Origin of the sequence: Pseudanabaena sp. BC1403, from assembly GCF_002914585.1 — a bacterium.
Classification (GTDB): Bacteria; Cyanobacteriota; Cyanobacteriia; order Pseudanabaenales; family Pseudanabaenaceae; genus Pseudanabaena.
The window spans coordinates 419,312-444,341 of the sequence record NZ_PDDM01000001.1 but is presented as its reverse complement, the minus strand read 5'-3'; the positions used below and the strand labels follow the sequence as shown (position 1 = coordinate 444,341).

The following is a 25,030-nucleotide window of genomic DNA, read 5'->3' as shown; positions in this document are numbered from 1 at the left end:
CCGTCAACCATCATCTTAGGTAATTAATAGAAAAACAGTCTTAGTATTTTAATTTCTTAAAGAAAGTTTATCATCAATATCCCTGACACCTTATAGAATTAAAAAGGTAGTTTTTAAACTAAAAGATTATCAAATGCAAAATAACTAATGTAGAATAATTATAAGTAATTTTGCTGTTGTATAGTACAGTTTGAAAAGGCAGAATTTACATGCCTAACATAGTTAACTCAAGGAGAATATTACTATGGCAGTCGAAAAAGTCAACTCTTCCTCTAGTCTAGCGGAAGTCATTGATCGCATTTTGGATAAGGGCATTGTCATTGATGCATGGGTAAGAGTCTCTCTTGTGGGAATCGAACTATTGTCAATCGAAGCTCGTGTTGTTATCGCCTCGGTAGAAACATATCTTAAGTATGCTGAAGCAGTTGGTCTAACAGCATCGGCGGCAGTACCTGCTGCTTAGTCATTTATTTCTAGCATATCGCTAGCAGTGAGTCACTAAACAATAGATTATTGTCCTACCGATTTCTTTTCTACCCCCTTTCTCACTAAAAACTATCTTGTCGGTATCTTGCTGACAAGGCGATAGATTTTCGGCAGGGTAGTAATACGGTGGGAAGGGGGGATTACTTTATGAAACTTGCGGCGTTTTGAAAAGTTTTATTGATTTTGATTTGAATGAGTTAATTTGAGGTTAACGTTATGGCTTCTTTGATGCAAGAGTTTGCAGAAGCAAGACAGAGACGATTACAAGACAGGGCAGATTTTTTGGCTGAACAACAGCTAGCACGGGAACAAAGGGAAAGAGATTTACAAGCCCAATCAGAGGAAACTGCCAAGTATTTGGCTCATTCTGAGCAAACTCGTCTTGCATGGGAACAAGGGAGACAGGCGATCGCTGAAAATGCTTTGGAAGCTCGTAAGGAAGAAATTCAAAATCGTGCTGAGCAGGTAGCCGAGTACTTACAAGATTTAAATACTACGCGCACTGAGCAAGCCATTGAAGCCAGTGATCAACGCGCTCAAGAAGTAAGAACCCGTACTTTTAAAACGCGATCGCAGCTTAAACATATTCATAAAGCACGTATTCGAGCAGGTCAAGCTGATCAAGTGCAACGCCAACAACTTGTGCAGGAGAGAGCTGCTTTGACGCAAATGCAGCTCGAAGAGATCAATACAGCTCGTCTTGCCAATGCTACTGTTGATGCTCAGCAAAGAGCGCAAGAATTTAGCGATCGCGCTGCTAATGTCAAAACATCGTTAGAGCAAATTGAGGCCATTCGGATTGCTGAAGCTGAAGCCCAAGCTCTGAAATTAAAAGCTTTTCGTGCTGAGTTAAGTGACTCAGTTTGGTCAGGTTCTCGGTCTGTCGCTGCTGGTACTCCACCCGCTCCACAACCAGATCTTGCTACAAAGTCCACCGAAGTCTCTAGCAGTTTTAGCTCTAAGCAAAAAAAGAAAACCACTAAAGTAGAAAGTGTAGCTGCTCCAGCACCCGAACCTGCGATCGCTAAGTCCGTTGAAGTAAAAGAGGCTCCGAAAGAAACTCCCAAACCTTCAGGCAAAATCGAGCAATTTGTGATTGACTATGTTTCCCAATTGTCTACAAACTCTAGTTTGTTAGCAGTAGTCAATGATCGCGATACGGTTAGAGATTTACTAGCTCAAGGGGCAAACACTTTAAAAGTTGATCCCTCGGATATTCTTAATACCCTGCTGCAAATGGCAGAAGGCTCCTCAACATGACCACTGTTCTCCATGCCAATGCACGTCAGTTTGTTAGTACTGACTTCACGAAGCAAATAGTCCGTAGGGCACTTCGCTATTTACAATCAGGCTTTGCGATCCATTTGCGTGGGCCTGCGGGTACTGGCAAAACCACTTTAGCGATGCATCTTGCTGGGTTAGTCGGGCGACCAATGGTGTTGATTTATGGTGACGAAGATCTGCGATCGTCACAATTGATTGGTTCTAACTCTGGTTATACGCGCAAAAAAGTTGTTGATAACTATATACATTCAGTTTTAAAGGTTGAAGATGACCTTCGCCAAAGCTGGACTGATTCACGCCTTACATTGGCTGCGAAAGAAGGGTTTACGCTGATTTATGATGAGTTCAACCGATCGCGTCCTGAAGTAAATAATGTTTTGCTTAGTGCTCTCGAAGAAAAGCTGATTGTGCTACCGCCAGATAGCTCACAAACAGAATATGTGCGCGTACATCCTATGTTTCGGGCGATCTTTACATCTAATCCTGATGAATATGCAGGAGTACATGCTACTCAAGATGCACTACTTGATCGGATGATCACAATTAACATTGGCGAAGCCGATGTAGAAACCGAAAAGCAAATTTTGGTAAATCGAGTTGGGCTAGAGCGTACTGAGGCTCTAAAACTCATCAATTTGATCCGTGGATTCCGCCGTCAAGTGCAATCTAGTAAAGCTTCTAGCTTAAGAGCTTGTCTTCTGATTGGTAAAATTTGTCATGAGCATGAGATTCCCGTCTCTGGCAAAGATGATGATTTTCGGGATCTTTGCTTTGATGTGCTTATTTCTCGCTATGGTGATGGAAAGCCTGAGTCAGAACTTGGACTCGCTAAATTATTGGATCAGATACCTTAATGTCTCAAGCGCTTAGACCTCAAGCAATAAAAACCAGCACAACTGGCTCTTCCCTTGCAGATATTCTCGAAAGAGTTTTGGACAAGGGAATTGTCATTGCAGGTGATATCACGGTTTCCGTAGGTAGTGTGGAGTTACTGAGCATCAGAATTCGCTTGCTAGTTGCGTCTGTGGATAAAGCCAAGGAAATTGGAATTAACTGGTGGGAGTCCGATCCCTATTTGTCATCGAGGACTCAAGAGTTACTTGCTTCTAATCAGCAGTTACTGGAGCGTGTAAATCTTTTAGAAAGAGAACTAGCTGCGACAAAGCAACTAACCGAGAATTAACTAGTGAGAGCGCTACGCGCTTCCACTAGCTCTTAAAAGCCGCAAAAAATGTATCGCCACGAAGCTGGCGATACATTTTTTTGCGGCTTTAATTATGCTGAGTTACATATGCAAATTTTTTGAGACTGATAATGGCGATCGCTAAAGCTAATAAGCTTAATAGTGCTCCATTCATTGCTGAGATTTCGCCTTGAGTTACGACTAATGCGGCAAACATGGCAGTCGCCATGCCATTACCACCAAAATATAAGCCTGTCCCAAATCCTGCTTGATTAGGTGGAACCATTGCTAAAGCTAGGGGAATAGTATTTGTCAAAACTAAGCCTAGAGCCATAGCCGCGATCGCACTAATTAATATCAAATAAACGCCATTTTGGCTTAACACTGTCAATGTGAGACAAACTGCGATCGACGCTAAACCTAATCCCATGCCAAAGGTTACTTTTTGTCTGGGAAATAGCGATCGCAAAGGTAATGTCGTGACCCCTGCAATTAATAGGATTCCTGACTGGATATATTCAACTGAGAGACTGCCTAATTCTTGGGAAAGATGCCGAGGGAGAATATGAAGCAGCAAATTAATTTCTAAGCCAGATCCTAAGCCTACGAAAAATGGCAAAGCGTACTTGACTACTGATTTTGCGGTTAATTTTGTGGCTGAGACTTCGGGGCTCGTTGCTGTGACTAGATGGCGTGGCATCGAGACCCATAATAGTACTGAACCAATTAATAAGGCGATCGCTCCCAAGATAAAAGTCATGGATGCGCCAATCTGTTTAAGTATTAAGCCTAATATTGGGCTAGTAGCGCTAGTGATTGCTAAGACCAGAGCCAAAATTGCATTTGCTTGAGGTAACTGATTAGTTGGCGCAAAGCCTTGGAGTAAAGCGATCGCTGGCCCTCGAAAAATAATCATCGCAATTACCCACATTGTCATCATCACTGGGACAATCCAGCGCATTCCCTCTGATAGCTGCGTTTCGACCAGCCACGAAGCAATCACAAAAATTAGTCCTGCAAGAGTCACGCCCACGACTACCTGTGGCAAGCGGCTACCGAATCGACCAAGAATGCGATCAGAAAACCAACCGACAATCGGCTCCACGATCGCGCCGAGTAGCCCCTGAAAAATCCCTAGCCATATTGCTAAATCAACAAACCCAATCCGCGCCAAAATTCTTGGCTGGTAAAATCCATAAGCGATCCAACTAAAGGTAATCGCAGCTAATAATGCTGCCAATCCCCAAACCTGTTGCCACATAATTTTCGTAGGGGCATTTGGGAAAGAATTAGTTTGAACATTAGTCACGACATTCATTGCTTTATAAAGAGCGAAGAAAAAACAATATGCAAAAAGCCTTGCAAAGCAAGGCTTTTTGCATATTAATTAGACCTTGAGAATCCAAGCATCGCGGGTGTCTTTGCTGACAAAAGCAGCAGGAACCACATTCAGAGCAACGCCCAAGGATTGGAATGCAGCCCGAATTACGGTGGCATGGGAAGCCTCAGTGGAACCAATACTTGCCCCTGCGGTAATCAGCTCAGGGCTTTTGAGAGTGGCGACCTCACGTCCATAGGCGATCGCAGCATCTACCTCTAACGCAAGGGCAAGCTTCGCAATATTCACATCTGATTCGAGATTGCCTTCTCCCTTTTCGATATAAGGTGTGACCGTCTTTAGATACTCAGCCTTCGCCATTACAGGGCTACCACCGAGTTTCTTTACTACCGCAGTCAGCAAGTCACGATGCGCTTTGTGATCAGCTTGGTTGGCTAAGGCGATCGCTAATACGGCTTTACCAACATTGCTTCCAGTGAGTTTACCTGCCGCAAACCCATAAGCCCAGATTGCTTGATGCTCATAGAACAAAGCGTTATTAAGAACCTTGATGTCATTCATAACATCGTTTTTCTTGGGCATTGCCATGACTTCAGGGACAACTGCGACACTTGCAATTCCCATAGCCCCAAATAAGCCTGCTTTGATTAATTCGCGGCGCGAAGCGGAACGAGAAAATCTTTCTGTTCTAGACATGGTTTTTACCAGATGATATATAGTTAAAAATCAGTTGTGGCTAGTCAGCGATCGCAAATACAAATGATCTTAGAGATTATTGAAATCGCTGATTCAAATAGAAATACGAAGAGGATCTGATTTTGGATTCATGCGATCGCAAATTTCTTAAAATTGACAGTGACAGCAAGGTTGACGAAATTTCACTAATTAGCCGAATTGCTGAAATGGATCAAACTGCCCTGTCGTTGCTGTACGATCGCTACTCCAGAGTGATTTATACAATCGCCTATAAAATTCTTAATTCGTCAGAAGAATCCGAAGAGATCGTTTTAGACGTATTTACTCAAGTATGGAGAATTGCTAAAAATTACAATTTCCAAAAAGGTAGAGTAGATACATGGCTGTTTATGCTCACCCGCAGTCGCGCCTTAGATCGCTTACGCAGTCATACAAGGTTTGGCAAAGCTGTTGCTGCTTCAGAAGATCTGTTAAAGATGCATTCGTATGTTGATAGTCCAGAAGCAGATGTCCTAATGCAAGAGCGAAGTTCTTATATTAAGGCTTGTCTTGCTGAACTTCCTAACGAGCAACGTTTAGCTTTAGAACTTGCCTATTTCGGTGGACTTAGCCATAGTGAAATTGCTGCCAAAACAGGGCTTTCCCTTGGCACTGTCAAAACTCGCATTCGGCTTGGATTAAAAAAATTACGGGAAGCGATCGGCGATGAGTGGTTTAGTTTTTAGGGAATGCTAGTAACATCCATCAAAAAAATAAAAAGCCAAAGTTAAATTAATAGAAGCGACGGGCTAAAAGCCAAAAGCTAAAAAATCAGGATCTAAACTGCATGAACCAAGAAGAAATTAATAATCTATTAGCATTAACAGCCATCACAGCGATCGCTCCTGAAGAGAGCCAATCCGTAGAAGAAATGGCAGGTTCCTCTCCAGAAATAGAGAAAGAATTACGATCGCTACGCGAGACTGCTGCCACTCTTGCCTATACTGAAACACCTTTAGATGTTCCTGCTCGTCTCAAACAGAGACTCTTTAACCGCATTCAACAGGAAACAGAAGTTGTGGATTTTGTCGCTTTGCGATCGGGCGAGCTAAAGTGGAAGCCTCATCCTGTGAAAGGACTGATGATGGCAGTGTTGCAAATTAATCAAGAACGAAGAGAGATATCAGCATTAATTCGCGCTGAGGTGACTGTTGATTATCCATCTCATCAACATGCTACGGGGGAAGAAATTTTTATGCTTGAAGGTGAGTTAATCGATCGCGGGGTTACTTATAAAGCAGGGGACTATCTCTACTCCAAGGCTGGATCTGTTCATACACCCATTGCGATCGCAGGCTGTATGTTTTTTGTAAAAACATCTCTAGATGACAAGTTTCTATAAAAGCCAATAAACCAAGAACTCAAGTTCTTGGCTAAAAGCTCAAGTCCACTGAAGTGGACTACAGAATACTCTTAGCCCGCTTTTTGGGGGTGAGCTTTTAGTCCGCGCTTGAGTGTAGGGCTGTTTGATTGCAAGAGCCTCATTGTGATTTGCGTAATTCTTTAAGTTGATCGTCAATGCGTCGCAAAACACCATTGATAAATCTATATCCGTCTTCACTGCTGTAACGTTTGGCTAATTCAACCGCCTCATCGATCGCAACTTTGCTAGCCACACTCATAAACATCATCTCCGCCGTGGCAATCCGCAAAATATCTTTATCTACTTGAGCAAGGCGATCGATTTGCCAATTAACTAAAGCGCTGCTAATCATCTCATCGATTTCAGTGCGCTTACCGTTGACAGTTTTAAGGATATCGATCGCATAGTTACGCACCTCAGCACGTTGAGCCAACACCAACGTAACAGGATATTCTAAAGCTGCACCAATATTGTTAATCGCGTTTTTTGTTAATTCGATCGCTTCGCGCACCATGCCCTCGACAGCTTGGATATCTTGCCGAATGTCACCAGTGCGAGTTTCGCTAGAAGATACACGCTCTTGACCGCGTTGCAACTCAGCGCTAGCAGTTTGCAATAATTCTTTGGTCTCATCGTGCAGCGATCGCACAACTGCCGTCACAATGTCATCTAGGGTTTTCGTTTCTAGCTTTTGAGGTTGACTGGGTAATTGGTTGATACTAAAGAGTGCGAGTTCGCGGGCGATGTGACGAGGTTGCATAGGAGGAGATAAAATTAAGCCAATTGAACATCGTATCATTCTCTTTGCACAATCATTAAATAAGTAAAGTGTGGCGCAAAGCTCAACACCTTACCCATCAACAACAACCAACTAATTTTTAGAAAAATGACTCAGACTTTTACAGCCACACTTCATCATCAAGGACAAACATTTACGGTGTCTGTCCCTGAAAATCAATCGATCCTTGATGCTGCGATCGAGCAAGGGCTAGATTTGCCATGTTCTTGCTATGCAGGTGTATGTACGACTTGTGCAGCTCAAATTGTCAAAGGTGAAGTAGATCAAAGCCAAGGTATGGGCATTGGCGGCATGGGTGAAGAGCTAGATGCTAAAGGCTATATTCTCCTATGTGTATCGCATCCTAAGTCCGATGTCGAAATCTACACCGACAAAGAACAGGACGTATACTCGATTCGATTTGGATCTAGCGCCTAAAATTTTTCAAGCAAGAGTGCGCATAGCGCACTCTTGCTTCAGCGAATCGATTAGCAATATCTTGTTTTGCTTGTTCTCGAAAATCGATGAGGTAATTGCCACATGTCAGTAAACACTCGCACACAACTCCATCAACAAATTGACAGTTTGCCAGATCACATCATCGAACAAATCGCTAAATTTACTCAAAGATTGACGAGTAAGCAAGAAATTTCAGAATATAGTGATTGGGAAAGTGGTCAATGGCAGGAGTTTTCACTTGCCCAATTTTTTAGTGAAGATGACGAAATCGAGTACTTCTTAGAAGATGCTAAGGAAGTCTATAAATCATGAAATCGGGAGATATTGTTCTAGTTCGGTTTCCTCAAGCTGAATCATCGGTTATTAGCGCTCGTCTTGGGAATATTTCACTGGATAGATTGAAACGTATCACAGTTAGGTTGATTGATTGGCTAAACACATAGCAATAGCACAATGGTAAATTCACCTAAGAAAAAAGCGGCGCTTTGCGCCGCTTTTTTCTTAGGTGAGGCTGGCAATAAAGAGGCTGCCTATACATGCCATACTGACCCCCCACATTGGCGATCGCAACCAAGGTAAATCGAGAATATAAAACAAGCTAAATAAAAATCTTGCTGCTAAAAAGACTAGTACATAAAGAGAAGTTTTATCGGAAGCAACATTGCTAACATAGGCTGTAAGTGCCGCTGCTGCAAAGAGTGCAAATACTTCAAAAGAATTTTGATGCGCCCATGTTGCCCGTTTTGCATAGTCAGGCAAGCGATCGAACATCGCTCTTGGCGAATTCATGTCGTAGCCAATACTCACCCGCCCAAATGCGACAAATATATATGGAAAATATATAAGCCCTGCTGCGATCGCAATACCATAAAGCAATATCTGTGAAGGAGAAAAAGTCAAATTCATTGTGCGTTTGATCAACCAATCTAAAACCTTTTCTATTTTAGAGCTATAGCAATGCAAGATCCCAAAAGATAAGTGATAGCGCTTTGCGCTATCACTTATCTTTTGGGATATAAGCTAAAGCTTATGATATAAAACAGCTAGGAAATAAAGGCTTTGCAAGGAGTATTCCATGATTGTTACAGAGCGATCGCTGTTGGCTAGTCTTCAAGCTTATGTAAATCGCTTTGAAACACCTAATTCTCGCGAAGATCTCCTTGCGATCGCGAGTTCGATTTTGACATTTCAGCAAAAACAAGCAAGCATTGCGATCGCGCCCAATCAAGCTGAAGCTTTAATCCAGCAGGTTGTCGATCAGTTCAAAGCAGAAACTGGATCTTCTGTTATTGCAGCAAATACTGATACATTGGTTCAAGAAGTAAATCAATGGCGGCAGTCATTAGAAAATCAGGTTCTCAATACGCTCAATGGCTACGCTCAGAAGGTACAGCCAGAGAAATTGTTGAATTTATTGCCAGATACGATTTTATCTATTCTCCCTTTAGTGGAGAGCGCTCAACTGCGCAAAGCAGAAGCTGAGTCTTTAATTCAGCAGGTAAAATCAAAATTTAATTTGACTAATGCGTTAGCGCAGGTCATTGATCCCAAATCTCTGGCGAATGCAGAAAAATTAGTGCAATTATTAAAGTTTGAGAACCTAGAGAAGTTATTACAAGATTCGCTTTTGGGAAATCAGGACTTAATCAATCACACCCTTGAGAATGTAACCGAATCTCTGGTAGAAAATGAACTCGCTAAAATCCTCGGCAGTGATGCAGTAAATCTAGATATCGACGTTGATGCTCAACAGTTAATGATCAAACAGGTAACGCTCAAGCTCAATATGATGCAGTCTTCTGCTCCACCTTCAAAAAGCAATGAGGAAATCTCTGCGCAAATAGATGATGAAATCGAGCGTTTTAAATCCTCTCGACCACTTCCAGTCCGTCTGTTTTAGCTGAATAATTATATGTGCGCGGCAAAGCCGCGCACATATAATTATTCAAAGAGAGTATTTACAATCTATGACTCAAGTTCAATTTACGATTCGCCATGCGACAATTGCTGATACTGATGCCGTTTTTTCGTTGATTTTGGCACTTGCCGACTATGAAAATCTCACAAATAAAGTTACAGGCAATATTGAATCCCTACAAGAAGATTTGTTTGGCGCAAAGCCTTGTATCGAAGCGATCGTCGCAGAGATAGAACCGAATCAACAAATTGTTGGATTTGCGCTATTTTTTACGAGCTATTCCACCTTCTTAACTCGGCGTGGCATCTATTTAGAAGATCTGTTTGTACTATCGGAATATCGCGGTATGGGTATTGGCAAAGCCCTAATCACCAATCTTGCTCAAATTGCTGTATCGCGAGAATATGGACGTTTTGAATGGTCGGTTTTAGATTGGAATGAACCTGCGATCGCATTTTATACTCGTATTGGTGCAGAAATCCTTCCAGATTGGCGAATCTGTCGAGTTAATGGTGACGCATTAGAAAGACTGGCTAACCAGTAAAGGCGGCGCGAAGCGCCGCCTTTATTTAACAATCACGATTTGAGGTTAATCCGTTTGATAAAACTGTCTTACAGAGCTTTGCATTAACTAACTGTGCATCTGAAATATTTGCACTAGTGAGATCCGCTTCAGTAAGGTCTGCTTTATCTAAGATAGCGTTGGTAAAGTTGGCTAGCAACATCTTGGTGCGTTTAAAGTTGACATGGCTGAGATTTGCGCCAGTAAGATTGGCTCGGCTCAGATTTGAGAAACTAATACTCGCACCAACTAAGTTAGCCCGACTCAGGTCTGAGGCTAGTAAATAGGTATAGTCTAAGTTGCTAACTGGAAGGTAGGCTCCTGTCAAATCACAGACTTGACAGCTTTTTGTGGTTTGCAATTGGACAATTTGGCTAGGATTTGCTGCCCAAACTGGTAAAGGAAACAAAAATAATATAAGTAGCACGATCGCTAAAAAAATACGGTATTTCATAGTTCAGGATTTTTTACCTATTGAAAAATGATCTGAGTTTGATTAAAGCGTCAAGCACTAAAACTAATCAATGGTCACAATCACAGGTGTGTGATCGCTAGGTTGAGTGAGCTTCCGAGGTTCGGGATCAATCACACAGGCTGTAGCTCTCTCGTAGAGTGCATCTGTGAGAAAATGATAATCAATCCGCCAACCACGATTGCGTTGAAAACCTCCAGAACGATAGTCCCACCAACTATAGTACCCGCCGTCAGATTCAAACTTCCGAAATATATCTTTAAACCCAAGATTTAAGACTTCGGCGAGAGCTTCGCGCTCGATATCGGTTGACATTACTTTGTTTTCGCGACCCTTGGGATCGTAAATATCCAAGTCTGCGATCGCGACATTAAAGTCCCCACAAATCAACACATTGGCATTTTTAGCTAATAATGCTTGCAAATATGCTTTTAATAATTTCAGCCAGCGCAACTTGTATTCATATTTCTCGCTGCCTACTTCTGAGCCATTTGGCACATACATATTCACGATTTGGGTATCGCCAAATCTACAGGTAATCAAGCGTTTTTGGTCATCTAAGCTAGGTTCTGAGATTTCGCCTAATACTGAGGCAAACCCTGTTTGAATATCCTCAACAGGCGATCGCGCAATAATTGCTACGCCGTTATAGGATTTCTGACCATAGATGTGAGTCTGATAGCCTAAATCTGTAAATGGTGTATGGGGAAAGTCAGCATCTACTACTTTTGTTTCTTGTAAACACAACAGATCGACTTCAGGATTTGCTTGTAGCCAATCACAAACATGGGTAATCCTTGTACGAACTGAGTTTACATTCCAAGTTGCGATTTTCATTAAATCAGTATTTCAAAAATGAGTAAGATAGTCGGCGCTTTGCGCCATCCATACTATCATTTTCGGCATATTTTGCTGTGAAAAGCTTAAGGTCTAAAACGCTCCCAGTGAGTGTTTTTTAATTCACAGAAGTGTGCCGACACTTTTGTGAATTGGTATAACCTCTTGCATATGGCACAATGTGAAAAGCCGAATTAGATTTAGTACACTTTGAGTTTGTCCAGCATGATTTCCCACAATAATATTGCTCAATTAATTAGCGCTGCTTTGCCTAACGCCAAAGTTCAAGTTGAAGATCCTAATCAGGATGGACAACACTTTTCTGCGATCGTTGTTGCGGAGCAGTTTGAAGGCTTATCGATGATTAAGCAACACAAATTGGTGTATGGTGCAATTCAGGAGCATCTCGATACTGGGGCAATCCATGCATTGCAACTAAAAACTTACAGCCTTTCTCAATGGCAAAGTATGCAGGTTCAAGTTCTCTAGAAAAAAGCAGTTTGTATTTTGCCGTATGTAGCAATTTAAGAAATAAAGCCTAAAAGAGTAATGGCGGCGCTCTGCACCGCCATTACTCTTTTAGGCTGGCAAAATATCTGGTTTGAGTTTGCAATTTTTATCAAACTCCATAATTCAACAAGTCTGTGACATTTCCTGATTTAGGCTATAAAGTTGTATCTTTTGGTAATTCAGCAAATTTATCTGTAAAAATATCTACTTCTATATTGGGATCATTGCGCAGGTTTAACGATCGCTTTACGCGCCCTAGATACAGCGGCTTAGATACGCCTTCCCGAATATGAACAACTGTGCGGGCATAAATAGTCAACTGCGATTCGCCTTGAGCATTACGACCAGACGAAAATAGGTTGCTACTAGCTTGTTTTAAAGTTGCCTCAAGTTGTTCAGGAGTAATTGTCGGAGCGACAGCGATCGTGGCATTTGGACCAAAGCGATCGTAAACAAGCTTAAATGGGACAGAGCCTTCAATGGATGAGCGCGTAATTGGCTCAAAGCTAAGAGAGAAAAGCCCGACAACCAAAACAACCGAAAACAGGGTTGCGCCCACCATCCGATAGCGCCAACTCCACTTAAATGTTATGGCTAGCCCTGTAATTAAGGCACAGACCAATACAAATATGCCCATTGCTTGTGCGAGTTGACCAAATAAAGCAGGCGTTAGCGACATAAATTAATTTATTGTGAATTTTTAAATAACTACTGAGATCATTTTATAGTGACTTGCACTACAAACCAAATAAAGCCTACAAAGTAAAGGTCACCTTTACTTTGTAGGCTTTATTTGATTTGTAAAAAAATTGTAGAAAGTTAGGAGGCTTCAATCTGCATCAGCTATATTTACCTTATCTTTCAGAAAAGAGCTGGCATTTTCATGAACTCACGAAACAAGAATTATGGTAAGAAGATAATGTTGCTATTAGCAATTATCTTAGTGACATTATCGCTATTATCAATACCTGTTTTGGCGGGAGAAGACGCTCCTCATTGGCGTTACGGGGGAGTAGAAAATCCAACTCAATGGGGTAACCTCAGTAAAGATTTTGTACTGTGTGAGTCAGGTCGCGATCAATCTCCCATCAAAATCAAAAATGCTGTAGAAAGCACTCCTTCAAAAATCAGCTTTGACTATAAAGCTTCTCCCTTAGTGGTTATCAATAATGGTCACACGATTCAGGTGAACTATGCTGAAGGTAGCACTGTTACTATTGATGGAGAGAAGTATGCACTTGTTCAGTTCCATTTTCATACACCAAGTGAACATGAAATCAATGACAAGGCTGCTGCAATGGAATTACATTTAGTGCATCGCAATGAAGCTGGGAAACATGCCGTAGTAGGAGTTATGCTCACTAAAGGTAAGGAAAATTCTTTGATTGAAGAAGTCTGGAAGAATATTCCTGCTACTGGCGAAACCAATACAGTTAGTAATAGCACGATCAATGCTGCGAAGCTCTTGCCAAGTAGTAAAGCTTACTATAGTTATTCTGGTTCTCTAACCACTCCACCATGTAGCGAAGGAGTTAAATGGAATGTTTTTGTGGAGCCTGTGACTATCTCTGAAGAGCAAATCGAAGCTTTTGAAAAGCTTTATCAAGTTGATGCCCGTCCAATCCAACCTATCAATGGTAGATCTGTGCAATTACACCGTTAACATCGTTAGTTCAAAAAGCAGAAGAAGTTGCCCATCGGGCAACTTCTTCTGCTTTTTGGGCTAGGATCGTACTGACATTTGATTATTTTTAAGGCTCTAAATCAATGAACGCAAATCAATGGCAATGGCGAGACGGCGTACTAACTTGCGACTTACTGGCTGACTGGCAACATGGATTTTTTACGCGATCGCACGCTCCTAAATCACCGACTGAATTGCATAATCATCTCCTAGCATCGGGTAAAGCCTATCGCGCCAAGCAAGTACATGGAAATCGCTTAATTCATGCCGATGAAATCGAAGTTAATCCAAATGCGAACTTACCTGAAGCGGATGGAGTTTGGGCAACGCGCAACGGGAATAATCGGTCAGTATGGGTTTGTACTGCTGACTGTGTGCCTGTGTTAATTGGCGATCGCAAGTTAGGTTCAGTGGCGGCTGTCCATGCTGGTTGGCGAGGGACGGCTGCGGGGATTGTGACAAAAGCGATCGCGACATTATGCGATCAGGGCAGTGAGTTAAAAGATTTACGAGTGGCGCTTGGACCTGCGATTTCGGGCAGTGTTTATCAAGTATCGCAAGATGTGGCACAACAGGTGACAGCAACGATTAATCAATCGGTTGGGTTGCAGCCTGATGAGCATCCTGAACGAGTTAAACTTGATTTGCGTCAAGTGCAATTACAACAGCTTCAAGAGTTAGGGATGCCATTAGTAAATGTAGCGATCGCACCCTACTGCACGCTACAACATGAGGAAATATTCTTTTCCTATCGACGTTATTTTCTGAACAATCCTAATCCACATCCCAGAGCGCCACAAGTGCAATGGTCAGGAATTGCGATCGCTTAAATCATCAGTATCATGATTTTCAGGTTTTCCATCTAATAGCGCCTCAAGGTCAGCAAACTCATCAATCTCAGGGTTTGGCTTTGAGATGTTTTCTGGAGTTTGCTCAATAGCAGCTTTGTTAGACTTGCCTGCAATATTCAGCTCTTCTATTCTTGCTAAAAACTTATCAACCAGAAGTTCTTGAACCAAATATTCAGGATCTTGAGGTGAGTTCTCATTAATAGAAATTTCCTCAGTAATGTTGGCAGGATCTTGAGTTTCTAGATCTGGGAGGTTTTCATTAAAAGCTTCCACACTTTCTTTGGAAATCGCGAGAGCTTCTATAGCGGGATCAAAAACTATTGATGGATCAATTACTTCAGGGGCTTCTTCATTTAAAGCTTCTTCATTTAAAGCTTCTTCGTCATTGTCTTCTAGATATTCTTTCAGAATATTCTCGACATAAGCATTAAAAGCAATAAGCTCATCTAGTTCATCGTCAAAATCTTGAGTTCTGATTTCTGTTTCTTCTAAATCTTGCTCAATGGGTGTAGCGATCGCCTCAAGTTTAGGCTCTTCATCAAGTTCTTGATTTATCTCTGGCTCTGAGGTGGGATCAGTAAATGCCAAATCCGACTCAATTTCGATTATGGGATCAGCGATCTCAACTTGCATCACATCTGGCTCTGTTGCTTTTAGAGACTCAGTATCTATAGGATCTGAGCTTGAGAAAACATTGTGATCACGTTTTATAGATTTACCAAACCCTTGTCTCTTTTGTGCTCCTCCTGTCTTACGAGACTTTTTCAAAAAGTCAAAATTCCTCTTGTCATTACTTTTTATCGCTGTATTTAAAGACTCATCAATGTCAGAATCTTCAGTAGTCTCAGGAGATTCTAATTCTTCAGAATCTTCAGTCAATTGATCTTCTACAACATCGGCAGAAAGTTCTAAGTTCCCTTCAGCTAGTTCATTCTCTTCAATTTGTGACTCTAGACTATCATCTGGAATTTCTAAAAATGTCAACTCAGGATCTTTAGGTGTTTCAAAAGCCTCTGGTTCATCAGCTTCCTTCGCAATCTCTTCATCCAGATCTAGATTAGACACATCTTCAGTAGAGCCTAAATTTTCTTCAATATCAGACTGCTCATCTTCGACAAGTTCAAACGGATTTAATTCTTCATTTTCTTGAAAAATTTCTTGATTTAAAATTACCTCGATCTTAGATTCTTCAAAAAATTGCTCAATTTCAGGCTCAGAAGTTGCCTCTATTACTGATTCCTCAGAAACAATCTTACTGATCTGTAGTTCTTCATGTTCATCAACAAACTGTTCATCAAGGATAACATCAGCTAATTCTAAGACCGTCGCGTTATAAGATGTTGCAGATTCATCAATCTCACGTTCTGAGGTGAGATCTATAATATTCCCAAAAAAATCAACATTTGTTTCCTCAACAATCTCAATAGGTTCTAATTCCTCAGTCTGAGAAGCTTCGATATCTATACTTGGTTCGGTCTGAATTTCTTCGATAAACTGTTCAGAATCAGTTTCAGAAATCGTTTCATTTATAGATTCTTCAGCAACGATCTCACTAACCTCTAATTCTTCAACTTCTTCAACAAAATCATTGCCTAGACTAATATCAGTAACCTCTGTATTAGTCTCAGGTTCAAGCTCTGGCTCTAAAGAAGTATCTGTAATATCTAAAGCATCAATTTCTGGAGCAGCAAGAAATTCAATCGGCTCTAATTCTTCGGGCTCTTGAATGATCTCTTCCTGTGGAATAGTTTCAATCTTGGGTTCTGAAATAATTTCTATAGATTTCAAAGAGTCCAAGGATTCTTCAGCTTCAGAATCTTCAACAAACTCGATCGGATCTGTAATCAGATTTTCTGGGGTATCTGCGATCGCTTCAGGCTCAGACACCATATCTTCAACAAGTGTAATGATTTCTGGGAAAGCCTCAGGCTCTGCCTCAGCAATAAAATTGCTAGGCTCAATTGCTTCAGCATCTGGAGCTTCTTGCGATTCACTTACCTCTGGAGACTGCTCAGCAGATTCGACTTTGATTACATCATCTGATACTTGAGCGATCGCAGCAGTTTCTTCAAAAAACTTTAATATCTGAGGCGATTGCCAACCGATACTTGTAAAGCTATTTTTGATTTTTTCAGGAGCAAAGGGCTTCAATCCGTTTAACTCTGACTCCGCTGTTAACTTAATCCGCAAAGCTGAAACCCCAGCTTGCAACAAAATATTACTTAAAAAAAAGAAAATCTCCGCCCATAAGATGCCGAACAAACGCAACCCAGCAGGAAATGGCGCGATCGCCTGAGCTAATGGTGCAGATATATAAATCTTGCAAAAGATCGCGCTCATGGCTATGGCAACAGCGGTAGCAATCCAGCCAGTCACATACCAACCATTACTATGTTGTTTAACGAGAGTCAAAATCTGACGTTCGCGATCGCTTAGGCTCTCACTTGGCTTCGAGACAATCCATAAACTAAATGGCGAGATTGGCTGTTGCCACTGTACCCAAGCCACCAATGCGATCGCAGGAAATCCCAATAGGAAAATCTCAAACCACTCAGGAAAGACAGGATCACCCACCGCTAAGCCAGACATACTCAGCACCAATAACCAAGGCAAGCTTGCTATTAGGGCAATATTTCCCCATACAAATGGATTATTGCTTAAAGATAAATTGCCCTTTGGGGCATTAGGGTTTTGTGATGTCATAGAATTACCCGAAACCAGTGATTAAGCGTGTCCAGAAACCCTCATATATTTGGAGAACTTCAGCATCGAGTTTGGCAATGCGACCGCTTTTAGAAATCATATCCTCCGATGGCTCTAAAGATTTAATTGCCTTAAGGTCATCAGGAATCATTGATATAGCTAATTTATTTGTCGTGCCAAAACTATTTGCATCACTAATTTTGGCAGCAATGTCTGGTCTCATTACATAATTGATCCATGCATGAGCACCTTTTACATTTGAGGCTCCCCTAGGTATGGCAATGGTATCCGTCCAGATCGAGGTCCCACTACTCGGCAAAATATATTTAATGTTTGGATCTTGTCTTGCCAGACTGATGGCATCACCAGAAAATGCCATACATATCATCAAGTCACCTGAAGATAATGAGTCTTTCCATGCGTCAGTGGTAAAATTAGTGATAGCGGGCATTAGTTCCCGTAATTTTTGAAATGCGCTTTCAATTTTTACTGGCTCTTTTGTATTGTAGGAGTTACCAAGAGTATGTAACCCCATCCCCATTACTTCACGCACATCATCGAGAAGGGTAATCAACAATTTACTCTTATGTTCCCATAGGTAATTCCAATCAGTTGGTTCTTCTCCAATAACCGATTTGATCGCCTTGACATTATAGGCAAGTCCAGTTGTCCCCAGACTCACGGGAATGCTAAATACCGCACCACGATCATGGGGCAATTCTAAATATTTGCCAGCAATATTATTAAGATTTGGCAATAATTTTTTATCAAGAGGGGCAAGCAGCTTTTGCTCTCGCATCTGCGCCACCATGTAATCGCTTGGATAAATTATGCTATAGCCTGATCTTCCCCCCGAAGACTCCAATTTTGACAACATTACTTCATTAGAAGCATAAGCATCACCCTCAACTTTAATCCCAGTCTCTTTAGTGAATCCCTCTAAAATTTCTTTATTGTTAACGTAAGTAGCCCAACCATAGATATATAAAGTGCTTTTGTCTTGAGTAACTGGTCGATCTACTTCATCTCCGCCAACCTTTGCTTCTTTGGGACTCTTCTCGAAAATACCACAGGCAGCAAGAGTTGATGCACTAGCCATCGCCGATGTGACATAGGCAGTTTGTCTAAGAAATTTGCGCCGAGAGATATCCATAATAGAAGTTTAGGAGGATTTAGGTTGCAACTGTAGTTTTGGGGAGAGCCACACAATCTTCAGGCATCCATGAAACATAGACCTGACTATCAAAGGGAGGAGTCTTTTCGCCTTGGTGGTTGGAACGTACTAGCATGACTCTTACAGGTGGGACATTCTCGCTAGCATGGATATCCACCACAAACTGCGAGTGATCGCCTAGATATAGGACATTATTAAGAATACCGCGATAGGTATTGTAGGGCTGGTTTGGATATTCGGTGGAGAGCTTGATCTTTTCTGGACGCACACTGACTACAGCCTCAGGAATCGGGAGCCAATGTCTAGGCTTTGCTGCGACGATCGCTAAACCAGTGGACGATCGCAACTCCACAAAAGCCCCATCTTGCTCAATCACCCGACATTCAAACAAGTTTGTTTCGCCCACAAAATCGGCAACAAAGGCTGAAGATGGACGATCGTAAACTTCTGATGGTGTGCCGATCTGCTCGATGCGTCCTTGATTCATCACCGCAATTCTTGAAGAAATCGCCAGAGCCTCACTTTGATCGTGGGTAACCATAATGAAGGAAATACCCAGCTCGTACTGTAAGTTGGACAATTCTACTTGCAGTTCTTTGCGGAGTTTGAAATCAAGTGCTGCTAATGGCTCATCTAGCAAAATCACTTTAGGGCGATTAACAAGGGCACGAGCGAGGGCAACCCGTTGCTGCTGACCACCAGATATTTGACTAGGATAGCGATTGCTCATGTGGTCAAGCCTTACTAGCTTGAGAGCATCCTTCGCCCGTTGCTGAATTTCAGGCTTGGCAACTCCTTTCACTGATAAGCCAAAGGCAACATTATCAAAAATGGTCATATGACCAAAAAGAGCATAGCTTTGAAAAACTGTATTTACAGGTCTCTGATAGGCGGGGATATAGGTCATCGGGTTGCCTTGGATCAGTACTTCGCCTGCTGATGGCTCCTCGAAACCTGCAACCAGTCTTAGTAAGGTCGTTTTGCCACAACCCGATGGGCCCAAGATACTAAAAAGCTCACCTCTCTGCACTTGCAGATCCACACCTTGGACAACGGTATTTGCCCCGAACATTTTAAATACTCGCTGTAGTTCTACATCGGGAACTGTTCCCGTTGTGGTTGTCTGTTTAGCAGTGGTTGACTGTGCCATGTTGTGATGCTCAAACGTCTACTAATCTTTTGAAACCAGAAATTTTAGCTTTTATATAACTGCGCCGCAGTAAAACCAAAATTAGAGTCATTAAGTCTCTCGCATTTTAGCGCGTTGCAGCTGATAAATTAGTTGCAATGTCAGCGCAATTATTACAGAAATTTGCCCAGTGAATGCCAAGATAATATCGGAAAGTTGGATATTTGACACAACTAACCAAGGATATCCAAAAAACAGCCACAAACCAGCATAGCGATCAGGGCTAATCGAGAGGCTCAGCATAATCAAAACTGGTAAAAATATTAACGCAGAAATTATTCCTGTCACCCATGCTGATGGGTTTCTTGTCTTCAGAAATAAAACTAGTTGGGCAATTAGGGCAACTAAAAGTATCGAAATTGTAAAGGAAGCTAACACAATCATTGCTTTGCCGCGCATACTCGAATCAACCCACGAGTTTACCCAAATCAAGATTGGTAGTTGCGTAAAGACAAGATTAAGGACGATCGCGATCGGGGCAGGGCTTTTGTCTGACCAAATTAGATCACGCAGAATATACCTAAAACTCGATGGATGCTCTTCTGTGGTCGATAATGCGCCAAATCTTACCCAGTCCAATAGTGCTTGTCTTTGCGGGGTTAAAGCCGCGATCGCAGTTAAAAACAAGAACAAATTAGCAATGTAAATCATTAGCAACAAAATTAATTGTATTTCTAAAGAGTTTGTAGATTTTGCAGCCGTGAAACTAGACTGCATACAAAATCCCAACATCACGATCTGCAAATATGTAGTTACGACATAGCTTTGACCTTTGCTTACTAAAGTGGCATTGGGATTATGAAAGCGCCTTTCTAAAATGCGCCAGATCGCCAAGCTCAAAATCACTAAGTTCACAATTGTAAAAACATGTGAAGTCCAAACATTGGATGTGATTGATAAATACCACCATTCCGCTTGAATAGGATTGATCCGTCCACCGACCAAGAATTTACTGAACGGACTCCATGTGGTGAAAATATTCCACCACATGAAAGCAGGGGCGAACCAGATAAAGGTAACGAATGAAAATAACAAAGCGCCAGCGGATACCTGTCCACCAAATTTAGCTTGCCAGCCACTCAGTAAAGCTAGTAATAGGGCGGCGCTAAATAATAGAAAGGCAGTCCCAATCATCAATACATAAAAACTGCATAGAAAGGCGATCGGTACACCTGCACCGATCGCCGCCGTCAAGTGATAAGGAATCGATAGTCCCATACAGATGTAAGCCAGCAAAGGCACACCCATAATCTTCCCCATCAGAATATTGATGCTCGATCGCGGACTAATGCGAATAAAGTTGAGAGTGCCTTTATAGTCTTCTAGTGAAAGATCGGCAACTAGACTATAGACACCCGATAAGAATAAAATAAATGGCTCAGTCCAAGTAATAATCCGAAACTGCTCTAACCACCAAACTTGCCAAGAGGCGGCGCAGCCAAACCCACGTAGTTGGGCATAGCAATCTTCATTGGGTATGCGTTGACTGTAAAACAAAAGTAGCAAAATCTGGAATAGCAAAGATAATCCGATCGCTACGATAAGATTACGCAATTTCAGCTTGCCTCGAATCTCCCGCAGTAGTTGTGGATTCCAGTTTCCTATATGATCAAGCCAAGATATTGCTTGTGGGGAATTCGATGGAGAATTATTCATAAGTTATTTTATTGCGATCGCCAGTGGATACACCCAAACCCGTAAAGTTGCGCCCCCGCAGGGGCGCAACTTTACGGGTTTGGATGATTTACAGATTCTCTGAACATCTCAATCAAAGGTTTAGTCAACCAATGTGTACCAATCTTCCATTGCTGCTGGGAAGTTGGCATCCTTAATAAATAGGCCAATCGCCTTATCACATGGGCTGGGAATCCATCAATACTGAACTTACCAAAAATCGAAGCAGTTGCGCCATCAATGCCTAAGCTAATAAACTCGCCGAGGGGAATATAGCTAAAGGGAACCAGTGCTTTTTGATTAAGGCTTGCCCAAATATTCCAAGCACAATACTGGGACTGCTGGAAGGCAACCTGTGCAGTGGCGGGGACAAGACTAGAATTTGAGTCAAAACAACGTGCTAAGTCACCGATCGCAAATAAATCGGCATATCCCTTAACTTGTAAGGTTGGCTCCGTGGCAATCGATCCTTGCCGACCATGCTCAACTGGTAGATTTTGGAGCATTTTGGAGAAGGTGCTACCTACTGTCCATAGTATGATGTCAACGGGTAAGGTGTCACTTCCATCGGTATAGTCAAGAGTAACTTCACCATCATTTACTTGCGAGACTCTGGTATTTAAGTCAGTCCAGACACCACGTTTTGAAAGGGCAAGTTCAGCGATTTTGCGATTTGCATCTGTGGAATTGCTTAAAATCTTGTCATTGCGATCGACTAGGCGGACTCGGCCGCGATCCTTGAGGCGATCGGCGGTTTTGCAAGCAAGTTCTACGCCGCTGCTGCCACCACCTGCGATACAGACTCGAATCTTGTCACGATTGGATGCTTCTAATAGTTCTAATTTGCTATTAAGGCGATAGAAGTCATGCAGATTCCGAAATGGAATTGCATATTCCAAGGCTCCATCGACAAGATTCATCGGCGTTTCACCACCGATCGCTAACACAAGGCGATCGTATGGCAATATAGTCCTTTGTCCAATATTTACTTCTACTTCTTTTGACTCAAGATCGATGTTGGTGATTAGACCTTGGATAAACTGAATGCCAGTACCATCAAGTAATTCAGTAAATGTTGGCGCAATTTCCCATTCTTGCATTTCTCCCGTGACTAGTTCGTAGAGAAATGGCGTAAATAAGAAGCGATCGCTTTTATCAATCAGGATAATTTCAGGCATGACCGCCCAAGGTAGACGCGAGAGATTAAGGGCAGTATACAAACCGCCAAAACCACCGCCAAGGATACAAATTCGTGTCATGTGAAACCCCAATTCATTTTTTCCATCTTATACTAATTCTCAAAATGGCGTTGCTATTTAGGGATTTAAAACCCTTACTGGGTTTGGTTTTTAATTTACAGAAGTGTTGTCACACTTTTGTGAATTGGTATTACAAATCCAAACCCGTACAGTTTCGCCCCGCAGGGGCACAACGCTATTACAGCGCTTTGCGCTCAAACCCGAACCACAAAAAATTTGGCTGTAATCAGTACAAGCGGCAGTGCTTTGCGTTGGCTCTTGATTTTTTGGGCTTTTGTATTAACTTTTGGTTAAAGCTAGGTTATCTATTGTCTGTTGCATACACTTATCGCCATCCGATAAGGTTTAATTGTTACTATTTCTATTTCTATTTCTGGGGGTTGTGTGGTCAAATCTGTGTTGCTGGCTCAGCTATCAGCAGAGCAATCCCTGATGTGGCATAACGCCTTGTCATCACATCATTTAGAAGTGTGGGCTGCTTCTGAATCTGAAGATTTACTTAAAATGCTTGATCAAAAGCTTCAGTCAAAGCAAAGCTTACCGCAACTGATTATTTCTGATATAGGCATCCGATATGGTGGCGGCACTTCACTACTTGCCACTGAACTTTGTAAATGGTGCGCCGATCATGCATCTGAGTTGAAAGTTTTATTGGTTAATCCTCGCCAAACGCAAATCAAAGAAGTAGAGAAACGCTGGGCAATCCGTCGTGGTGCGATCGATTTATTACCAAAGATATCGCTAGAAAATTTAAATTCTGCATTTAGTGTTGCGGCTCAAGCATTAGCGATAGAGGTTAAGCCAGAGGCATTAAACGCTGCGATTAGCAATCTCAAGTTACAACAGTATCAACCAGACAAAGGCGCAGTTAAGGGGAAGAACATCAGACAAACAGCTACTCAAGAATTAGCTCGCAAGATGGCAATGATTCCTTTAATGGTGATGGCAAGTGAGCCTGTAAATGATACTAGCAATGATCTATCACCAAAAAGTACAAAGCGTCAATTAGCTCTAGACTCTACGATTTCTGAATTGAATTTGTCCAATACCAAAGTTGATTTATCCCAAACAGGTGAATTTACTCGTCAGATTTTTAAAGATGATCCCTTGCTGCCTGCAATCATTGTTTTTGAGCAAGACAAATATGTGGGTATGTTGTCTCGTCGCAGGTTCTTAGAATGCCTGAGTCGCCCCTATGCTCTTGAGTTGTTTACCAAAAGACCATTGAGAGTTCTCTATGAGCAAGTTCCTGTAGAAACCTTAGAATTACATGGCAATACCTCGATTGTGATGGCATCTCAGTTAGCTCTGGGACGACCTAACGATGAAATTTATGAGCCTGTGATTGTTCGTCTAGATGCTGATACTTACTCTGTGCTTGATGTTCACGATTTACTACTAGAGCAGTCTCACATTCATGAACTAGCCACCAAGCTACTGCGTGAGCAGACGCAAACGACTATGTTCCAAACTGAGAAAATGGCAAGTCTGGGGCAAATCGTGGCTGAGGTGTCTCACGATATTCGGAATCCTGTATCAGCGATTTATGGCAATACAGAATGTCTCTTAACTTACATTGAAGGGGTGATGAAGATTTTGAGAGCATATGAGAAAGAATATGGAACCTCATCAACAATAATTAGTGAAATCCTTGAAGAAGTTAACTGGGATTTTGTGCGCTCTGATTTGCCGCAAGTTGTGAAGAGCATCCAATCAGGTTCAAGGTATCTGCGCCGACTAGTTGATACTTTGCAATCTCTATCCCATATGGAAGATCATGCGAATCCAGAGGCGATTAGTTTGATTGAGTGTGTGGATAGTAGTTTAACGATTCTCAGTGGCAGGATTAGAAATGTCCAAATTGTCAAAAATTATATCGAATTGCCCAAAATCAATGGCTATAGCGATCGCATAATTCAAGTATTTATGAATCTGATCAGCAATGCTCTTGATGCTCTGGTGGATTTAAAGGCTCATCCAGATTTAATCGAGCAACGTAATCATCTTATTCCTAAAGATGCTCCTCGCACTGAGCATAGTAATGTCCAGACTGATATGGAAATTACATGGCAGCCATTGATAATGATCACATCAGCGATCACAGAAATTGATAATCGCAATTGGGTATCGGTGAAGATTGCGGATAACGGAATGGGAATTCCCAAAGAAATCCAAGACCGTATTTTTGATAATTTCTTTACTACCAAAGGGCAAGGATACGGAACTGGTTTGGGTTTAGCGATTTGCCATCAGATCATCACTCAGCAGCATCAAGGCAAAATTGTATTGCGATCGCCTTATCTAAATAACAATGGCGATGTCACGATTGGAACTGAGTTTGAAGTGTTGTTACCAATAAATTACTTTTAAATGTATTTGGACTTACGCATCTGCCCTGCAATAAATTGCGGGCTAAAAGCTTAAACCTGTTGAAACAGGTTATTTTGAGGTTTTCTTTAGTCAGTTTTAACTGACTTGAGCAAATCAACCAAGAACTTTAGTTCTTGGTTGATTTGCGTAAGTCCTATGTATTTTGAATTTTCGCTGGGTGCATAACTAACCCATTAAGA

At 41.8% G+C, this 25,030-nt stretch carries 27 protein-coding genes; 15 read left to right on the top strand and 12 right to left on the bottom strand.

The genetic code is table 11. The features are described from left to right. The first annotated feature begins 244 nt into the window (after positions 1 to 244). The 4 genes from gvpA to CQ839_RS02060 all read left to right on the top strand — a co-directional run bounded on the left by gvpA (position 245) and on the right by CQ839_RS02060 (position 2,953). Entirely contained in the window at positions 245 to 463 is a 219-nt protein-coding gene (gene gvpA, locus CQ839_RS02075) for a gas vesicle structural protein GvpA (protein ID WP_009626980.1), read from the top strand. A gap of 239 nt (positions 464 to 702) precedes the next feature. Then, the gene (locus CQ839_RS02070; protein WP_103666605.1) at positions 703 to 1,746 is read left to right on the top strand and encodes a hypothetical protein; all 1,044 of its coding nucleotides are present in this window, start codon (positions 703 to 705) and stop codon (positions 1,744 to 1,746) included. Beyond that, positions 1,743 to 2,624: a gas vesicle protein GvpN gene (gene gvpN, locus CQ839_RS02065; RefSeq protein WP_103666604.1), complete on the top strand. Its 882-nt coding sequence runs from the start codon at positions 1,743 to 1,745 to the stop codon at positions 2,622 to 2,624. The genes CQ839_RS02070 and gvpN overlap by 4 nt, the downstream gene beginning before the upstream one ends. Next, the gene (locus CQ839_RS02060; protein ID WP_103666603.1) at positions 2,624 to 2,953 is read left to right on the top strand and encodes a gas vesicle protein; all 330 of its coding nucleotides are present in this window, start codon (positions 2,624 to 2,626) and stop codon (positions 2,951 to 2,953) included. Before gvpN ends, CQ839_RS02060 begins: the two co-directional genes overlap by 1 nt. Before the next feature lie 88 nt (positions 2,954 to 3,041). Here the strand turns inward: CQ839_RS02060 and CQ839_RS02055 are convergent, their stop codons facing one another. Both CQ839_RS02055 and CQ839_RS02050 read right to left on the bottom strand, forming a co-directional pair. After that, entirely contained in the window at positions 3,042 to 4,262 is a 1,221-nt protein-coding gene (locus CQ839_RS02055) for an MFS transporter (protein WP_181016055.1), read from the bottom strand. Between the two features lie 78 nt (positions 4,263 to 4,340). Next, positions 4,341 to 4,988 carry a ferritin-like domain-containing protein gene (locus tag CQ839_RS02050; protein WP_103666601.1) on the bottom strand — a complete coding sequence of 216 codons (648 nt, stop codon included), beginning with the start codon at positions 4,986 to 4,988 and terminating at the stop codon, positions 4,341 to 4,343. A gap of 122 nt (positions 4,989 to 5,110) precedes the next feature. Between CQ839_RS02050 and CQ839_RS02045 the strand changes: the two genes are divergently transcribed. Both CQ839_RS02045 and CQ839_RS02040 read left to right on the top strand, forming a co-directional pair. Then, the gene (locus tag CQ839_RS02045) at positions 5,111 to 5,713 is read left to right on the top strand and encodes a sigma-70 family RNA polymerase sigma factor (protein WP_103666600.1); all 603 of its coding nucleotides are present in this window, start codon (positions 5,111 to 5,113) and stop codon (positions 5,711 to 5,713) included. A 101-nt stretch (positions 5,714 to 5,814) separates the two neighbouring features. Then, on the top strand, positions 5,815 to 6,369 hold the full coding sequence (locus tag CQ839_RS02040) for a cupin domain-containing protein (RefSeq protein WP_103666599.1): 555 nt from the start codon (positions 5,815 to 5,817) through the stop codon (positions 6,367 to 6,369). Positions 6,370 to 6,508: 139 nt separating this feature from the next. Here the strand turns inward: CQ839_RS02040 and nusB are convergent, their stop codons facing one another. Continuing rightward, on the bottom strand, positions 6,509 to 7,150 hold the full coding sequence (nusB, locus tag CQ839_RS02035; RefSeq protein WP_103666702.1) for a transcription antitermination factor NusB: 642 nt from the start codon (positions 7,148 to 7,150) through the stop codon (positions 6,509 to 6,511). Between the two features lie 126 nt (positions 7,151 to 7,276). On the opposite strand from nusB, the gene CQ839_RS02030 reads away from it, so the two are divergent. The 3 genes from CQ839_RS02030 (at position 7,277) to CQ839_RS25600 (ending at position 8,070) form a co-directional block, all read left to right on the top strand. Beyond that, a complete protein-coding gene (locus CQ839_RS02030) occupies positions 7,277 to 7,606 on the top strand; it encodes a 2Fe-2S iron-sulfur cluster-binding protein (protein WP_103666598.1) in 330 nt (109 codons plus the stop codon). A gap of 102 nt (positions 7,607 to 7,708) precedes the next feature. Then, positions 7,709 to 7,939: a hypothetical protein gene (locus tag CQ839_RS02025; protein WP_103666597.1), complete on the top strand. Its 231-nt coding sequence runs from the start codon at positions 7,709 to 7,711 to the stop codon at positions 7,937 to 7,939. Then, positions 7,936 to 8,070 carry a hypothetical protein gene (locus CQ839_RS25600; RefSeq protein WP_258040598.1) on the top strand — a complete coding sequence of 45 codons (135 nt, stop codon included), beginning with the start codon at positions 7,936 to 7,938 and terminating at the stop codon, positions 8,068 to 8,070. The genes CQ839_RS02025 and CQ839_RS25600 overlap by 4 nt, the downstream gene beginning before the upstream one ends. A gap of 58 nt (positions 8,071 to 8,128) precedes the next feature. On the opposite strand, the gene CQ839_RS02020 is transcribed toward CQ839_RS25600, so the two are convergent. Continuing rightward, positions 8,129 to 8,533 carry an MAPEG family protein gene (locus CQ839_RS02020; RefSeq protein WP_103666596.1) on the bottom strand — a complete coding sequence of 135 codons (405 nt, stop codon included), beginning with the start codon at positions 8,531 to 8,533 and terminating at the stop codon, positions 8,129 to 8,131. 169 nt (positions 8,534 to 8,702) lie between these two features. Here CQ839_RS02020 and CQ839_RS02015 point away from each other — a divergent pair, with 169 nt between their 5' ends. Continuing rightward, positions 8,703 to 9,527 carry a hypothetical protein gene (locus CQ839_RS02015; protein ID WP_103666595.1) on the top strand — a complete coding sequence of 275 codons (825 nt, stop codon included), beginning with the start codon at positions 8,703 to 8,705 and terminating at the stop codon, positions 9,525 to 9,527. Positions 9,528 to 9,594: 67 nt separating this feature from the next. Continuing rightward, on the top strand, positions 9,595 to 10,089 hold the full coding sequence (locus CQ839_RS02010) for a GNAT family N-acetyltransferase (RefSeq protein ID WP_103666594.1): 495 nt from the start codon (positions 9,595 to 9,597) through the stop codon (positions 10,087 to 10,089). Between the two features lie 25 nt (positions 10,090 to 10,114). On the opposite strand, the gene CQ839_RS02005 is transcribed toward CQ839_RS02010, so the two are convergent. Together CQ839_RS02005 and xth are read right to left on the bottom strand one after the other, a co-directional pair. Then, on the bottom strand, positions 10,115 to 10,561 hold the full coding sequence (locus tag CQ839_RS02005) for a pentapeptide repeat-containing protein (RefSeq protein WP_103666593.1): 447 nt from the start codon (positions 10,559 to 10,561) through the stop codon (positions 10,115 to 10,117). 63 nt (positions 10,562 to 10,624) lie between these two features. Continuing rightward, positions 10,625 to 11,416, bottom strand: a complete 792-nt coding sequence (gene xth / locus CQ839_RS02000) for an exodeoxyribonuclease III (RefSeq protein WP_103666592.1) — start codon at positions 11,414 to 11,416, stop codon at positions 10,625 to 10,627. 225 nt (positions 11,417 to 11,641) lie between these two features. Here xth and CQ839_RS01995 point away from each other — a divergent pair, with 225 nt between their 5' ends. Next, on the top strand, positions 11,642 to 11,905 hold the full coding sequence (locus CQ839_RS01995) for a BolA family protein (RefSeq protein ID WP_103666591.1): 264 nt from the start codon (positions 11,642 to 11,644) through the stop codon (positions 11,903 to 11,905). Positions 11,906 to 12,080: 175 nt separating this feature from the next. Here CQ839_RS01995 and CQ839_RS01990 read toward each other — a convergent pair whose 3' ends face one another. After that, positions 12,081 to 12,605 carry a Ycf51 family protein gene (locus CQ839_RS01990; protein ID WP_103666590.1) on the bottom strand — a complete coding sequence of 175 codons (525 nt, stop codon included), beginning with the start codon at positions 12,603 to 12,605 and terminating at the stop codon, positions 12,081 to 12,083. 204 nt (positions 12,606 to 12,809) lie between these two features. Here CQ839_RS01990 and CQ839_RS01985 point away from each other — a divergent pair, with 204 nt between their 5' ends. After that, positions 12,810 to 13,589, top strand: a complete 780-nt coding sequence (locus CQ839_RS01985; protein WP_258040597.1) for a carbonic anhydrase — start codon at positions 12,810 to 12,812, stop codon at positions 13,587 to 13,589. A gap of 104 nt (positions 13,590 to 13,693) precedes the next feature. After that, positions 13,694 to 14,440: a peptidoglycan editing factor PgeF gene (gene pgeF, locus CQ839_RS01980; protein WP_103666588.1), complete on the top strand. Its 747-nt coding sequence runs from the start codon at positions 13,694 to 13,696 to the stop codon at positions 14,438 to 14,440. Here the strand turns inward: pgeF and CQ839_RS01975 are convergent. From CQ839_RS01975 to CQ839_RS01955, 5 genes are all read right to left on the bottom strand, one after another. Then, positions 14,420 to 17,164, bottom strand: coding sequence for a low-complexity tail membrane protein (locus CQ839_RS01975; protein ID WP_103666587.1), 2,745 nt, complete (start codon positions 17,162 to 17,164; stop codon positions 14,420 to 14,422). The two genes, pgeF and CQ839_RS01975, sit on opposite strands and share 21 nt — an antisense overlap. 4 nt (positions 17,165 to 17,168) lie before the next feature. Further along, positions 17,169 to 18,317 carry a PotD/PotF family extracellular solute-binding protein gene (locus CQ839_RS01970; protein WP_103666586.1) on the bottom strand — a complete coding sequence of 383 codons (1,149 nt, stop codon included), beginning with the start codon at positions 18,315 to 18,317 and terminating at the stop codon, positions 17,169 to 17,171. A 19-nt stretch (positions 18,318 to 18,336) separates the two neighbouring features. Further along, the gene (locus tag CQ839_RS01965) at positions 18,337 to 19,488 is read right to left on the bottom strand and encodes an ABC transporter ATP-binding protein (protein WP_103666585.1); all 1,152 of its coding nucleotides are present in this window, start codon (positions 19,486 to 19,488) and stop codon (positions 18,337 to 18,339) included. Positions 19,489 to 19,578: 90 nt separating this feature from the next. Further along, positions 19,579 to 21,183 (bottom strand): hypothetical protein, encoded by a 1,605-nt coding sequence (locus CQ839_RS01960; protein ID WP_103666584.1) that lies wholly within the window; start codon positions 21,181 to 21,183, stop codon positions 19,579 to 19,581. Between the two features lie 71 nt (positions 21,184 to 21,254). Continuing rightward, complete coding sequence (locus CQ839_RS01955; protein ID WP_103666583.1) at positions 21,255 to 22,460, bottom strand: NAD(P)/FAD-dependent oxidoreductase; 1,206 nt, start codon at positions 22,458 to 22,460, stop codon at positions 21,255 to 21,257. 384 nt (positions 22,461 to 22,844) lie between these two features. Between CQ839_RS01955 and CQ839_RS01950 the strand changes: the two genes are divergently transcribed. Beyond that, on the top strand, positions 22,845 to 24,830 hold the full coding sequence (locus CQ839_RS01950) for a sensor histidine kinase (protein WP_146048676.1): 1,986 nt from the start codon (positions 22,845 to 22,847) through the stop codon (positions 24,828 to 24,830). The last annotated feature ends 200 nt before the right edge of the window (positions 24,831 to 25,030 follow it).

Excerpts from the sequence above, each read along its gene's own strand:
- gvpA (WP_009626980.1), top strand. The coding sequence starts at position 245 with ATGGCAGTCGAAAAAGTCAACTCTTCCTCTAGTCTAGCGGAAGTCATT.
- CQ839_RS02070 (WP_103666605.1), top strand. The coding sequence starts at position 703 with ATGGCTTCTTTGATGCAAGAGTTTGCAGAAGCAAGACAGAGACGATTA.
- gvpN (WP_103666604.1), top strand. The coding sequence starts at position 1,743 with ATGACCACTGTTCTCCATGCCAATGCACGTCAGTTTGTTAGTACTGAC.
- CQ839_RS02060 (WP_103666603.1), top strand. The coding sequence starts at position 2,624 with ATGTCTCAAGCGCTTAGACCTCAAGCAATAAAAACCAGCACAACTGGC.
- CQ839_RS02050 (WP_103666601.1), bottom strand. The coding sequence starts at position 4,988 with ATGTCTAGAACAGAAAGATTTTCTCGTTCCGCTTCGCGCCGCGAATTA.
- CQ839_RS02040 (WP_103666599.1), top strand. The coding sequence starts at position 5,815 with ATGAACCAAGAAGAAATTAATAATCTATTAGCATTAACAGCCATCACA.
- nusB (WP_103666702.1), bottom strand. The coding sequence starts at position 7,150 with ATGCAACCTCGTCACATCGCCCGCGAACTCGCACTCTTTAGTATCAAC.
- CQ839_RS02030 (WP_103666598.1), top strand. The coding sequence starts at position 7,277 with ATGACTCAGACTTTTACAGCCACACTTCATCATCAAGGACAAACATTT.
- CQ839_RS02025 (WP_103666597.1), top strand. The coding sequence starts at position 7,709 with ATGTCAGTAAACACTCGCACACAACTCCATCAACAAATTGACAGTTTG.
- CQ839_RS25600 (WP_258040598.1), top strand. The coding sequence starts at position 7,936 with ATGAAATCGGGAGATATTGTTCTAGTTCGGTTTCCTCAAGCTGAATCA.
- CQ839_RS02020 (WP_103666596.1), bottom strand. The coding sequence starts at position 8,533 with ATGAATTTGACTTTTTCTCCTTCACAGATATTGCTTTATGGTATTGCG.
- CQ839_RS02015 (WP_103666595.1), top strand. The coding sequence starts at position 8,703 with ATGATTGTTACAGAGCGATCGCTGTTGGCTAGTCTTCAAGCTTATGTA.
- CQ839_RS02010 (WP_103666594.1), top strand. The coding sequence starts at position 9,595 with ATGACTCAAGTTCAATTTACGATTCGCCATGCGACAATTGCTGATACT.
- CQ839_RS02005 (WP_103666593.1), bottom strand. The coding sequence starts at position 10,561 with ATGAAATACCGTATTTTTTTAGCGATCGTGCTACTTATATTATTTTTG.
- xth (WP_103666592.1), bottom strand. The coding sequence starts at position 11,416 with ATGAAAATCGCAACTTGGAATGTAAACTCAGTTCGTACAAGGATTACC.
- CQ839_RS01995 (WP_103666591.1), top strand. The coding sequence starts at position 11,642 with ATGATTTCCCACAATAATATTGCTCAATTAATTAGCGCTGCTTTGCCT.
- CQ839_RS01990 (WP_103666590.1), bottom strand. The coding sequence starts at position 12,605 with ATGTCGCTAACGCCTGCTTTATTTGGTCAACTCGCACAAGCAATGGGC.
- CQ839_RS01985 (WP_258040597.1), top strand. The coding sequence starts at position 12,810 with ATGAACTCACGAAACAAGAATTATGGTAAGAAGATAATGTTGCTATTA.
- pgeF (WP_103666588.1), top strand. The coding sequence starts at position 13,694 with ATGAACGCAAATCAATGGCAATGGCGAGACGGCGTACTAACTTGCGAC.
- CQ839_RS01975 (WP_103666587.1), bottom strand. The coding sequence starts at position 17,164 with ATGACATCACAAAACCCTAATGCCCCAAAGGGCAATTTATCTTTAAGC.
- CQ839_RS01970 (WP_103666586.1), bottom strand. The coding sequence starts at position 18,317 with ATGGATATCTCTCGGCGCAAATTTCTTAGACAAACTGCCTATGTCACA.
- CQ839_RS01965 (WP_103666585.1), bottom strand. The coding sequence starts at position 19,488 with ATGGCACAGTCAACCACTGCTAAACAGACAACCACAACGGGAACAGTT.
- CQ839_RS01960 (WP_103666584.1), bottom strand. The coding sequence starts at position 21,183 with ATGAATAATTCTCCATCGAATTCCCCACAAGCAATATCTTGGCTTGAT.
- CQ839_RS01955 (WP_103666583.1), bottom strand. The coding sequence starts at position 22,460 with ATGACACGAATTTGTATCCTTGGCGGTGGTTTTGGCGGTTTGTATACT.